8 protein-coding genes are annotated in these 12,848 nt (G+C 63.8%); all 8 read left to right on the top strand.

Annotation, left to right across the window (positions count from 1 at the left end; all coding sequences use genetic code 11):
• Positions 1 to 109 precede the first annotated feature (109 nt).
• The 8 genes from EN859_RS16060 (at position 110) to EN859_RS16025 (ending at position 12,778) form a co-directional block, all read left to right on the top strand.
• Entirely contained in the window at positions 110 to 1,315 is a 1,206-nt protein-coding gene (locus EN859_RS16060; RefSeq protein ID WP_127853869.1) for an acyl-CoA dehydrogenase, read from the top strand.
• A 114-nt stretch (positions 1,316 to 1,429) separates the two neighbouring features.
• Positions 1,430 to 4,789 (top strand): transglutaminase family protein, encoded by a 3,360-nt coding sequence (locus tag EN859_RS16055; RefSeq protein WP_127853868.1) that lies wholly within the window; start codon positions 1,430 to 1,432, stop codon positions 4,787 to 4,789.
• A gap of 6 nt (positions 4,790 to 4,795) precedes the next feature.
• Complete coding sequence (locus tag EN859_RS16050) at positions 4,796 to 7,207, top strand: circularly permuted type 2 ATP-grasp protein (protein WP_127853867.1); 2,412 nt, start codon at positions 4,796 to 4,798, stop codon at positions 7,205 to 7,207.
• A gap of 16 nt (positions 7,208 to 7,223) precedes the next feature.
• Positions 7,224 to 8,108 (top strand): transglutaminase family protein, encoded by an 885-nt coding sequence (locus EN859_RS16045; RefSeq protein ID WP_127853866.1) that lies wholly within the window; start codon positions 7,224 to 7,226, stop codon positions 8,106 to 8,108.
• 141 nt (positions 8,109 to 8,249) lie between these two features.
• Positions 8,250 to 9,326, top strand: a complete 1,077-nt coding sequence (locus EN859_RS16040) for a DNA topoisomerase IB (protein WP_189502005.1) — start codon at positions 8,250 to 8,252, stop codon at positions 9,324 to 9,326.
• A 114-nt stretch (positions 9,327 to 9,440) separates the two neighbouring features.
• A complete protein-coding gene (locus EN859_RS16035) occupies positions 9,441 to 9,815 on the top strand; it encodes a YciI family protein (RefSeq protein WP_127853864.1) in 375 nt (124 codons plus the stop codon).
• Positions 9,812 to 11,083 (top strand): RNA polymerase sigma factor, encoded by a 1,272-nt coding sequence (locus tag EN859_RS16030; protein WP_127853863.1) that lies wholly within the window; start codon positions 9,812 to 9,814, stop codon positions 11,081 to 11,083. Before EN859_RS16035 ends, EN859_RS16030 begins: the two co-directional genes overlap by 4 nt.
• A 183-nt stretch (positions 11,084 to 11,266) precedes the next feature.
• Entirely contained in the window at positions 11,267 to 12,778 is a 1,512-nt protein-coding gene (locus tag EN859_RS16025) for an aldehyde dehydrogenase family protein (RefSeq protein WP_127853862.1), read from the top strand.
• Positions 12,779 to 12,848 lie beyond the last annotated feature (70 nt).

Genomic DNA, 12,848 nt, shown 5'->3' with positions numbered 1-12,848 from the left:
CTGGAGGCCGATAAGCCGGGCACTTCAAGTTTTTTGTTTTATGCATGTCGTTATCCCAAAACCGCTGAACACCCTTTGGGCGACATGCAGGAGTTTGAGGACCGAGACCATGGCCGCCGACAAGAACGCATTCGTCTGGAACGACCCTTTCCTGATCGAGGACCAGCTTTCCGAGGACGAACGCATGGTGCGCGATGGCGCCGCGGCTTTCGCGGCCGACAAGCTCGCGCCGCGGATCGAGGAAGCCTATCTCGAGGAGAAGACCGATGCCGGGATCTTTCGCGAGATGGGCGAAGCCGGGCTGCTCGGCCTCACCATCCCGGAAGAGTATGGCGGGCTTGGCGCAAACTATGTCACCTACGGGCTAGTGGCGCGGGAAGTCGAGCGCATCGACTCGGGCTATCGCTCGATGATGAGCGTGCAATCGTCGCTGGTGATGTATCCGATCCATGCCTACGGCTCGGAGGCGCAGCGCAAGAAGTACCTGCCGAAGCTGGCGTCAGGCGAATGGATCGGCTGTTTCGGCTTGACCGAGCCGGATGCCGGCTCCGATCCGGGCGGCATGAAGACGCGGGCCGAGAAGACGGCGGACGGCTACAGGATTTCCGGTTCGAAGATGTGGATTTCCAATGCGCCGATCGCCGACGTGTTCGTCGTCTGGGCGAAGTTGTCTGACAGGAGTGGGGGCGCGCATGACGACCAAATTCGCGGCTTTATCCTGGAAAAGGGCATGAAGGGGCTGTCGGCGCCGAAGATCGGCGGCAAGCTTTCGTTGCGCGCGTCGATCACCGGCGAAGTGGTGATGGCAGGCGTCGAGGTCGGCGAAGACGCGCTGCTACCCAACGTCTCCGGCCTGAAAGGGCCTTTCGGCTGCCTCAACCGGGCGCGCTACGGCATCTCCTGGGGTGCGATGGGCGCCGCGGAGGATTGCTGGCACCGGGCCCGCCAGTACGGCCTCGACCGCAAGCAATTCGGCAAGCCGCTCGCCGGCACGCAGCTGTTCCAGAAGAAGCTCGCCGACATGCAGACCGAAATCGCGCTCGGCTTGCAGGCAAGCCTACGGGTCGGGCGGTTGATGGATGAAGGCAAGATGGCGCCGGAGATGATCTCGATCGTCAAGCGTAACAATTGCGGCAAGGCGCTCGACATTGCCCGCCAAGCCCGCGACATGCATGGCGGCAACGGCATCCAGATCGGCTACCATGTCATGCGCCACGCGCAGAACCTCGAAACCGTCAACACCTATGAGGGCACGCATGACGTACATGCGCTGATCCTAGGGCGGGCGCAGACGGGAATACAGGCGTTTTTCTAAGCCGGCTCCCGTTGCTTAAATTGGGTGCAACGCAACATCTCTGCTTGGAGAATGGCCGCCATTTGTGTCAGGGTTCGGCCAATTCGTTTTGAAACGCCGACTTTTCGGGGCCCCATGGCAATTCTGGCAGCCGTCTACCACTTGACCCATTACAAATATGACCGGCCGGTCATTCTCGGCCCCCAGGTCATCAGGCTGCAGCCGGCGCCGCATTCCCGCACCAAGGTCTTGAGCCATTCGCTGAAGGTCGAGCCGGCGAACCATTTCGTCAATCTGCAGCAGGACCCCTACGGCAACTTCCTCGCCCGCTTCGTCTTTCCGGAGCCGGTGACTGAGTTGAAGATCGAGGTCGACCTCGTCGCCGACATGACGGTCTACAATCCGTTCGATTTCTTCGTCGAGCCGTCGGTCGAGACGTTTCCGTTCGACTATCCGGAAGAGATCAGAGATGATCTCGCCATCTACCGGACGCCGGAACCATTAGGGCCGCTGCTGTCGGCATTCCTGAAGACAATCGACCGAAGCCCGACCAACACGGTCAATTTCCTCGTCGATCTCAACGCGCGCCTGCAGCGCGAGATCGCTTACATCGTGCGCATGGAAACCGGCGTCTTCTCGCCCGAGGAAACGCTGGCTGCTGCCAAGGGATCCTGCCGGGATTCGAGCTGGCTGCTGGTGCAGATCCTCAGGAACCTCGGCATTGCCGCACGCTTCGTCTCCGGCTACCTGATCCAGTTGAAGCCCGACCTTGTCGCGCTTGACGGACCGCCCGGAACCGCCGTCGATTTCACTGATCTGCATGCCTGGTGCGAGGTTTATCTTCCGGGCGCCGGCTGGATCGGCTTCGACCCGACGTCCGGCCTGCTCACCGGCGAGAGCCATGTGCCGCTCGCCGCAACGCCGCATTTCCGCAACGCCGCGCCGATTTCCGGCATGGCGAGCTTTGCCAATGTCGAGTTCGGCTTCGACATGCGGGTCGACCGCATCGCCGAGCATCCGCGCATTACAAAGCCATTCTCCGACGAAAGCTGGCAGGCGCTCGATGCGCTGGGCAACCGGGTCGATGCCGCGCTCGAGGCTGGGGATGTGCGGCTGACCATGGGCGGCGAGCCGACCTTCGTGTCGATCGATGATTTCGAGTCGGATGAGTGGAACACTGCTGCCGTCGGCCCGACAAAACGCGAAAAGGCCGATGCCCTGATCCGTCGGCTGCGCGAACGTTTCGCGCCGGGCGGCTTCCTGCATTACGGGCAAGGCAAGTGGTATCCGGGCGAAAGCCTGCCGCGCTGGACCTTCTCCCTCTACTGGCGCGCCGACGGTGAGCCAGTGTGGAGTGACCCGTCGCTGATCGCGCGGGAAAACAGCGAAGCGGATGTCGGACCGAAGCAGGCCGAAAGCCTGCTGACGGCGATTGCCGAGGAACTTGGCATCGAAAAGACCATGGTCAGCGAAGCCTATGAGGATCCGGCCGAGTGGCTGCTCAAGGAAGGCAAGCTACCGGAGAATGTCGACCCGTCCAACTCGAGGCTCGATGACCCCGAGGAACGCAGCCGCATGGCGCGGGTGTTCGAACGCGGCCTGACCAAGCCGTCGGGCTATGTGCTCCCCGTCCAGCGCTGGAACAGCCAGGCGTCGGGGCCGCGCTGGCGCTCGGAGAAATGGAAGACGCGGCGCGGCCGGCTGTTTCTGGTGCCCGGCGATTCGCCGGTTGGCTACCGCTTGCCGCTCGGCACGCTGCCCTATGTGCCGCCGGCGCAATTCCCCTACATCGTGCCGGTCGATCCTTCGCTGCCGCGTGGACCATTGCCGGCGCGCGAGGCTATTTTGCCTGAGGCCGCTCCGGCCGAATTGGAAGGTGCCGACGAAATGGCACGACGTCAGCAGGCAGTGTCGTTCACCGCCACGACCGGCCAGCAGGATCGTATCGAGCAGGAGATCACCGAGATCGGTGGCGCGGTGCGCACCGCGCTTTCGGTCGAGCCGCGCGACGGACGGCTTTGCGTGTTCATGCCGCCGGTCGAGGCGCTGGAAGACTATCTCGAACTGGTCGCGGCGGCCGAGAACGCGGCACGGGCCATCGGACTGCCGGTGCATATCGAGGGCTACGGCCCGCCACACGATCCGCGCCTCAACGTCATCCGGGTGGCGCCCGATCCCGGCGTCATTGAGGTCAACATCCATCCTGCGGCGAATTGGCAGGAGTGCGTGGCGACGACTACCGCGATCTACGAGGAGGCGCGGCAGACGCGGCTTGGCGCCGACAAGTTCATGATCGACGGCCGCCACACCGGCACCGGCGGCGGCAACCATGTCGTCGTCGGCGGTGCGACGCCCAATGACAGCCCGTTCCTGCGCCGCCCCGACCTGCTGAAGAGCCTGGTGCTGCAATGGCAGCGGCACCCGTCACTGTCCTATCTGTTCTCAGGCCTGTTCATCGGCCCCACCAGCCAAGCGCCGCGTTTCGATGAGGCGCGACATGACTCGCTCTACGAGCTCGAGATCGCGATGGCGCAGGTGCCGCATCCCGACAAGGGCCAAGCGCCGCTGCCGTGGCTGGTCGACCGGTTGTTTCGCAACCTTCTGACCGACGTGACGGGGAATACGCACCGCTCGGAAATCTGCATCGACAAACTGTTTTCACCCGATGGCCCGACCGGCCGGCTGGGACTGGTCGAGTTTCGCGGCTTCGAGATGCCGCCCAATGCGCGCATGAGCCTAGCGCAGCAACTGCTGGTGCGCGCCATTATTGCACGCGCCTGGAAGAACCCGCTCGACGGCCGCTTCGTGCGCTGGGGCACGTCGCTGCATGACCGCTTCATGCTGCCGCACCATGTCTGGGCGGATTTCCTCGATGTGTTGGACGATCTCAAACTGAACGGCTTTGAATTCCGTCCCGAATGGTTCGACGCGCAGCTCGAATTCCGCTTCCCGTTCTGTGGCGAGGTCCAGCATGCCGGCGTCAAGCTGGAGCTGCGGCAAGCGCTGGAGCCATGGCATGTGATGGGCGAGCAAGGTGCAATCGGCGGAACTGTACGCTTCGTTGATTCCTCGATCGAGCGGCTGCAGGTCAAGACCGAAGGGCTCAACCCGGAGCGTCATGCCGTCGTCTGCAATGGCCGCATCGTGCCGATGAAGGTGACCGATATCAGAGAGATCGCGGTGGCGGGCGTTCGCTTCAAGGCCTGGCAGCCGGCCTCAGGCCTGCATCCGGCGCTGCCGGTCAACACGCCGCTGGTCTTCGACATCTATGACCGCTGGTCGGGCCGGGCGGTTGGCGGCTGCATCTACCATGTCGCGCATCCCGGCGGGCGCAGCTACGACACCTTTCCGATCAATGGCAACGAAGCCGAGGCGCGGCGGCTCGCCCGCTTCGAGCCGCGCGGCCATACGCCGTCCGGCTATGTGCTGCGCAACGAAGAAGCTTCTGAAGATTTCCCGATGACCCTTGACCTGCGGCGGCCAGCAAGACTCTGATCAGCGATGGCGAAGGGGAATCACAAGAAGCTGCGCGGCAAGCCGCAGATCCATAGTTTGCTGGAGCACTACCAGCCGATCGACGGCGTCGTCGACGAGATGGTCGATACGTCAGGCAATCCGCGTCCGGCCTGGCGGAACTTCATCGAGGCGCTGGAGGAACTGGGGCCGGAAAAGCTTGCCCAGCGCTTCGCTCGTGCCGACCAGTATCTGCGCGACGCCGGCGTCTATTACCGCGTCTACGACAAGGCCGGCGCCAATGAGCGCGAATGGCCACTGGCGCATGTCCCGCTGCTGATCGAGGAAAAGGAATGGGCTGACATCAGCGCCGGCCTCGTCCAGCGGGCCGAGCTGTTCGAGGAAACGATCGCCGACATCTATGGGCCGAACCGGCTGATCGAGAAAGGCATCCTGCCCGCCGGGTTGATTGCCGCCAGCCCGGAGTATTTGCGGCCCGTCGTCGGCACCAGGCCGGCCAGCGGCCATTTCCTGCATTTCTGCGCCTTCGAGCTCGGCCGCGGTCCGGACGGCCGCTGGTGGGTACTTGGCGACCGGACGCAGGCGCCGTCGGGCGCGGGCTTTGCGCTGGAGAACCGCGTCGCCACCACGCGTGCGCTTTCCGACATCTATGGCGAGATGCATGTGCATCGCCTTGCCGGCTTCTTCCGCCGCTTTCGCGACGCGCTGAACGGCATGGCCAGGGAGGCCGGCGGCCGCGTCGCCATCCTGACGCCTGGACCGCTCAACGAAACCTATTACGAGCATGCCTATATCGCCCGCTATCTTGGCATCATGCTGCTCGAAGGCGAGGATTTGACCGTCTCCGGCGGCAGGCTGATGGTGCGCACGGTTTCGGGGCTGATGCCGGTCAGCGTGCTGTGGCGGCGGCTCGACGCCGCCTTTGCCGATCCGCTGGAACTGCGGCCGGATTCGCAGATCGGCACGCCGGGGCTGGTCGAGGCGATCCGCCGGGGAGCCATTTCAACCGTCAATGCGCTCGGCTCGGGCCTGATGGAAACGCGGGCGCTGCTCTCCTTCCTGCCGAAGATTGCGCGCGAACTGCGCAACGAGGAGCTGCTGCTGCCGAGCGTCGCGACCTGGTGGTGCGGGCAGGAGACGGAGCGCCGGCATGTGCTTGCCAATCTCGACCGCATGGTGATCGGGCCGGCGCTATCGACACGGCTTGCGTTCGAGGATGACGATGCGACCAAGCTTGGGTCGGCGCTGTCCGATGAGGAACGGGCCGACCTGGTCGCCCGCATCGAACGAGACGGTGGTGACTACGTCGGACAGGAAGCGGTGACGCTTTCGACGACGCCGGTCTATGTCGGCGGCTGGCTGGAGCCGCGGCCGGCAAGCCTGCGCGTCTATCTGGCGCGAACGCCAGAGGGTTGGACGGTGATGCCCGGCGGTTTTGCCCGTGTCGGCTTGTCGCTCGACCCGACAGCCATCGCCATGCAGCGCGGCGGCCAGGCGGCGGATGTGTGGGTGGTCAGCGACAGGCCGGTGGAGCGCGAGACGCTGCTGCCACAGGAGCATGACAGCTTCACCCGCGCCATGCCGGGCAGCCTGCCCAGCCGTGCGGCGGAAAACCTGACATGGCTTGGCCGCTATATCGAGCGATCGGAAGACACGGTGCGCATCCTGCGCGCCTATCACGTGCGATTGGCCGAGACCTCCGATCCCGACATGCCGCTGCTTGCCGATATCAGGGACTACCTCGAACCGTTCGGCATCGATGTCGAAACGGCAATCCCGTACGGGCTGATCGCCACGCTCGACAGCGCCGTCTACAGCGCCGGGCAGATCCGCGACCGTTTCTCGCCTGATGGTTGGCTGGCGCTGAAGGATCTGTCGAAGACCATTCATCAATTCGCGAGGACGGTGGCGCCGGGCGACGATGCGACGCGGGCTATGACGGTCATCCTGCGTAAGCTTGCCGGCTTCTCCGGGCTGCTGCATGAGAACATGTACCGCTTCACCGGCTGGCGTTTCCTCGAGATCGGCCGGCGGCTGGAGCGCGGCATCCAGATCGCGCGTACGTTGGCAAGGCTGACTGGGACGACGGCGCCGGATGGCGCGCTCGACATGATGCTGGAGATCGGCGACAGTGTCATGACCCACCGGCGGCAGTACCCGGTGCAGGCGGGGCGGCGCACGGTGATCGACCTTTTGGCGCTCGATCCGCTCAACCCACGCTCGATCCTGTTCCAGCTCGAGCGGCTGAAGGCTGAAATCGGGCTGTTGCCGTCCGTCGGCGGCGAAGGGCATATGTCGCCGGCAGCGAAAGAGATCCTGCAGCTCAACACAGCGATCGCCGTCATGGAGCCATCGGACATGACGGCGAAGGCCCTCGACGATCTCGCCAATGAGATCGGCAGTCTCTACACCAGCCTCGCCAAGGCTTATTTCGGGTAGAGGCGGGTAGGCGGACATGCTCTACGACATCAGGCTCCTTCTGCGATACGACTACGATGCCGCGGCAGGCGGCGGCCGCCATCAGGTGCGCGTGCTGCCGCCGACGATATCAGGCGTGCAGCGCGTTATCGCCGCCTCGCTGTCCTTTACGCCGGCGCCGAGCGAACGCTCGGACTTTTCCGATTTCTTCGGCAACAATGTCACGTCGATCGCCTTTCGCGACGCCCATGATGCGCTCGACATCAGGATGAGTGCGCGCGTGGCCGTATCGCGGCCCGAGCCCGGCCTGGACGTGTCGCCGGACATTCGACGGCTGGGGGAGGAACTCGGCGCAGTGCGCTCGCTGACGCCCGATTCACCGCATCACTTCCTGGCCGCCAGCGATCACGCCGGCATCGATGCGGCGATCACCAGCTACGCGCGAGATAGCGTGGCCAGCTCGACCGTCGGCACCGTCATGGATCTGTGCAACCGCATTCACCGCGATTTCACCTATGACGGAAAGGCGACCACGGTTCAGACACGGGCCAGCGATGCCTTCGACCTGAAGCGGGGCGTATGCCAGGATTTTTCACACATCATGATCGCCGGTCTGCGCGGCCTCGGTATTCCCGCGGGCTACGTCAGCGGATTCCTTCGCACCATTCCGCCGCGCGGAAAGCCGCGGCTCGAAGGCGCCGATGCCATGCATGCCTGGGTTAAGGCATGGTGTGGGCGCGATGCCGGCTGGCAGGAATTCGACCCGACCAACGGCATGCGTGCAAGCAACGATCACATCACCGTCGGCTATGGTCGCGACTATTCCGATGTGGCGCCGATCGTCGGTGTTCTGAAAACCACGGGCGGACAGGTCGGCGAGCAAGCGGTCGACGTCATTCCGGTCATTCTTGAGAAGGCATGACGGACATCCAAAACCACATAGGGACTTTCCAGCCGAGCAAAGATGACTTCAAGGATCAGCGATCTGATACCATTTCAAGGACGTTGCGGAACCGGCGGCTGATGCTGCGCTTATCTACGGGAAATACCGTGGAGCAAATATGTGGAAAAATCCGGGTCGCCGCTTGCCGGGGACGCTGCGCCGAAGAACGGGGCGCAAGCGTCTGCCGATCAAGCCTCGCTTACCTACGCCACCGATACCGAACCGGGGATCCGCCGCCTAAGGACAGACAAGGGATTTTCGTACAAAGGGCCAAACGGGCAAGCCTTGGGCAAGAGCACCCTTGCGCGTATCAAGGCGCTCGCCATCCCGCCGGCCTGGACGGATGTGTGGATCTCGCCCGATGCCGGCGGTCATATCCAGGCGACAGGCCGGGACCAGCGCGGGCGCAAGCAATACCGATATCATCCGCAATGGGCTGAGGAACGTGACGGGGCGAAATATTCGAGCCTCGTTGCCTTTGCTGAAAGCCTGCCTGATCTGCGACACCAGATCGATGCCGATCTGCGCCGCCAAGGCCTGCCATTGGATCGCGTGGTGGCCGCCGTGGTCTGGCTGCTCGACAACACGATGATCCGTGTCGGCAATGCCGTTTACGCGCGTGACAACAATAGTTTTGGGTTGACCACGCTGCGCGATCGCCATGTCGACATCAGTGGCTCGAGCCTGCGGTTCGCCTTCAAAGGCAAGTCCGGCAAGGAGTGGAAACTGAAGCTGGTCGATCGCCGGATCGCCAGGATCGTGCGCGGGGCGCAGGATCTGCCGGGCCAGAAGCTCTTCCAGTATCTCGACGAGGATGGAAGCAGGTGTCCGGTGCGCTCCGACGACGTCAACCGATATATCAGACAGAGCGCCGGCGTGGATTTCAGTTCCAAGCATTTCCGCACTTGGGGCGGCACCATCCATGCTGCATCGCTGTTTGCGCAGACGCATCGCCCTGAAAGCCAGGCGCAAATGAAGAGGGTGATGAACGCCGTCATCGACAAGGTCGCCGAGCGGCTGGGCAACACGCGCGCCATCTGCCGCAAATGTTATATTCATCCGCAGGTCTTCGATGCCTGGTCCGAAGGACGGCTGCTCAGTGAAATGGCGGATGCGAACAAGCAGAGGCGACCGGTACCTGGTCTCGATGACGAGGAAGCCGTTGTTTTGAGATGGCTGAAGGCGCGGGAAAGCTGACGCAGAGCACGGAGCTCTCGTGGACCTTCATGCTCCTTGCAGGACGAATTTTTTTATCGACGCCATGTCGGGATCGGTCTTAGTGTTTCGTCCTTTGACAGAAAAGGACGTCCCATGCTCTACGCTATCCTCTGCTATGCCTCCGAAGACGTCGTCTGCTCCTGGAGCAAGGAACAGGATGATGAAGTCATCGCGAAACTTATCGGCGTGCAGGAAAAGTACGCCAAGGCCGGCCGGCTTGGCCCGGTGGCACGGCTGCTGCCGACGACCGCAGCAACAACACTAAGGAAGGTCAAGGGCGAGGCGGTCGTCATCGACGGTCCGTTTGCCGAAACCAAGGAACAGTTCCTCGGCTTCTATACGCTCGAATGCACCGATCTCGACGAGGCCGTCGAGTTCGCGCGGGAGCTTTCCGAGGTCAATCCGAGCGGCGGCTCCTACGAGATAAGGCCGATTTCTCTTTTCAACCCCGCCAGTGTTGCCGCATGACCGACCTTGCCTGGATCAGCACGGCGATAAGCACCGCCCGTCCGCAGGCGATGGGGGCGCTGCTGCGCTACTTCCGCGATCTCGACGCAGCGGAAGAAGCGTTCCAGGACGCCTGCCTGAGAGCGCTGAAGAACTGGCCGAAAAACGGCCCGCCGCGCGATCCGGCAGCCTGGCTGATCTTTGTTGGCCGCAACAGCGGCATCGACGCGGTGCGCAAGCGCTCAAAACAGGCGCCGCTGCCGGAAGAGGACCAGATCTCCGATCTGGAGGATGCCGAGACTGACGTCGCCGAACGGCTGGACGGAGAGCACTACCGCGACGACATATTGCGACTGCTGTTCATCTGCTGCCATCCCGACCTGCCGGCGACGCAGCAGATCGCTTTGGCGTTGCGCATCGTCTCCGGCCTGACCGTCAGGCAGATTGCCCGCGCCTTCCTTGTCGGTGAAAGCGCGATGGAGCAGCGCATCACCCGTGCCAAGGCACGCATCGCGGATGCCGGCGTGCCGTTCGAGACGCCGGGCGCGGTCGAGCGCTCGGAACGGCTCGCCGCGGTCGCCGCCATGGTCTATCTGATCTTCAACGAGGGCTACTCGACCAACAGCGGCGAGGCGCCGGCCCGCGCGCCGCTCTGCGAGGAGGCGATCCGGCTGGCCCGGCTGCTGCTCAGGCTGTTCCAGACCGAGCCGGAGATCATGGGCCTGACGGCGCTGCTGTTGCTTCAGCATGCGCGCGCGCCGGCCCGCTTCGACGAGAACGGCGAGATCGTGCTTCTGGAAGACCAGGACCGCAGCCTGTGGAGCCGCAAGATGATCGATGAGGGCCTGGCGCTGGTCGACAAGGCGTTGCGCCACCAGAAGCCCGGTCCCTACCAGGTGCAAGCGGCTATCGCGGCCCTACATGCGCGGGCGGCGAGGCCCGAGGATACCGACTGGAACGAGATCGACCTGCTCTACAGCCTGCTCGAGCAGATGCAGCCGTCGCCGGTGGTGACGCTGAACCGCGCCGTAGCCGTTTCCAAGGTGCGCGGGCCGGAAGCGGCGCTCGCCATGATCGAGCCGCTCGAACAAAGGCTGTCCGGCTATTTCCATTTCTTCGGCCTCAAGGGCGGCCTGCTGATGCAGCTTGGTCGTGGCGAGGAGGCGCGTGTCGCCTTCGACCGCGCTATCGCACTTGCCAACACGGCCGCGGAGGCAGCCCATATCCGGATGCATATCGACCGGCTCAAGGAAGGCGCCGCGCGGGGAACCGCGCATACGACGCACTGAAACCTTGCTCGCCCGCCTGGCTCAATCTTGTGGTCTAAGCTTGGACCATGCCGGGGTGGCGATTTTTCCCCGAAACGAGTAATGCCACGCCATAACAGCGCCTGACGTGCCGCCCGGCACAGGGCGGATGGCGCAAGGCTTTGATCGACGCCATATAAGCGACGGGATCTGAAAGGGACAAAAATGACGATAGCGAAGGAAACGGCCGGGCTGCTGGCGAAACTGGGCGTCGCCGCTGAGGTGCTTTCCGGCGGCGATCTTATCGTGCGCAGCCCGGTGACCGGCGAGCAGGTCGCCGCGCTGAAGACGATTTCGCCGGCCGATGCTGCAAAGACCATCGACAATGCCCACAAGGCGTTCCAGGCTTGGCGGCTGGTGCCGGGGCCGAAGCGCGGCGAACTGGTGCGGCTGCTCGGCGAGGAGCTGCGCACACACAAGGCCGAGCTTGGCCGGCTGGTGTCGATCGAGGTCGGCAAGATCCCCTCCGAAGGCCTCGGCGAAGTGCAGGAAATGATCGATATCTGCGATTTCGCCGTTGGTCTCTCCCGGCAATTGTACGGCCTGACCATCGCCACCGAGCGTCCGGGCCATCGCATGATGGAGACCTGGCACCCGCTAGGCGTGATCGGTGTCATCTCGGCCTTCAATTTCCCGGTGGCGGTGTGGTCGTGGAACGCCGCGCTTGCGCTGGTCTGCGGCGACGCCGTGGTGTGGAAGCCGTCGGAAAAGACGCCGCTGACAGCGCTCGCCTGCGAAGCGATCTTCAAGCGCGCGGCGGAACGGTTCGGCGACGTGCCGGAAGGCCTGGCATCGGTGCTGATCGGCGACCGCGCCGTCGGCGAGATCCTGGTCGATCATCCGAAGGTGCCGCTGGTTTCGGCCACCGGCTCGACACGCATGGGCCGGGATGTCGGCCCGCGGCTGGCGAAGCGCTTTGCCCGCGCAGTGCTCGAACTCGGCGGCAACAATGCCGGCATCGTCTGCCCGACGGCCGATCTCGACATGGCCTTGCGCGCCATCGCCTTCGGCGCCATGGGCACGGCCGGCCAGCGTTGCACGACGCTCAGGCGCCTGTTCGTGCACGAGAGCGTCTATGATGCTTTGCTGCCGCGTCTCAAGAAGGCTTATGAGAGCGTTTCGGTCGGCAATCCGCTGGAGACAGGCGCGCTCGTCGGGCCGCTGATCGACAAGGCCGCCTACGACAACATGCAGAAGGCGCTGGAGGAGGCGGTCGCGCATGGCGGTAAGGTGACTGGCGGCTCGCGGGTCGAGAACGGCTATTCCGACGCCTATTACGTACATCCGGCGCTGGTCGAAATGCCCCGGCAGGTTTCGCCGGTGACGGAAGAGACCTTCGCGCCGATCCTCTATGTGATGAAATATTCGGATTTCGACGCCGTGCTTGAGGAGCACAACGCCGTCGGCGCCGGGCTGTCGTCGTCGATCTTCACCCGCGACCTGCAGGAGTCCGAGCGCTTTCTCGGCGTCGACGGCTCAGACTGCGGCATCGCCAACGTCAACATCGGCACCTCTGGAGCCGAGATCGGCGGCGCCTTCGGTGGCGAGAAGGAAACCGGCGGCGGTCGCGAGAGCGGCTCCGATGCCTGGAAGGCCTATATGCGTCGCGCCACCAACACGGTGAACTATTCCAAGGCGCTGCCGCTCGCGCAGGGCGTGTCGTTTGATATCGACTGAGCAGGTTCAGTGGGCCTCAGGTCTCTGGAGCGGGATGCATTCAAATAGGGCATCCCGCTCTATCTATTTA

The sequence above is a fragment of the Mesorhizobium sp. M00.F.Ca.ET.216.01.1.1 genome, assembly GCF_004010325.2.
Lineage (GTDB): Bacteria > Pseudomonadota > Alphaproteobacteria > Rhizobiales > Rhizobiaceae > Mesorhizobium.
Note: the sequence above shows the minus strand (reverse complement) of the source record. Positions and strands in the feature narration are given on the sequence as shown.

Excerpts from the sequence above, each read along its gene's own strand:
- EN859_RS16025 (WP_127853862.1), top strand. The coding sequence starts at position 11,267 with ATGACGATAGCGAAGGAAACGGCCGGGCTGCTGGCGAAACTGGGCGTC.
- EN859_RS16060 (WP_127853869.1), top strand. The coding sequence starts at position 110 with ATGGCCGCCGACAAGAACGCATTCGTCTGGAACGACCCTTTCCTGATC.
- EN859_RS16055 (WP_127853868.1), top strand. The coding sequence starts at position 1,430 with ATGGCAATTCTGGCAGCCGTCTACCACTTGACCCATTACAAATATGAC.
- EN859_RS16035 (WP_127853864.1), top strand. The coding sequence starts at position 9,441 with ATGCTCTACGCTATCCTCTGCTATGCCTCCGAAGACGTCGTCTGCTCC.
- EN859_RS16050 (WP_127853867.1), top strand. The coding sequence starts at position 4,796 with ATGGCGAAGGGGAATCACAAGAAGCTGCGCGGCAAGCCGCAGATCCAT.
- EN859_RS16030 (WP_127853863.1), top strand. The coding sequence starts at position 9,812 with ATGACCGACCTTGCCTGGATCAGCACGGCGATAAGCACCGCCCGTCCG.
- EN859_RS16045 (WP_127853866.1), top strand. The coding sequence starts at position 7,224 with ATGCTCTACGACATCAGGCTCCTTCTGCGATACGACTACGATGCCGCG.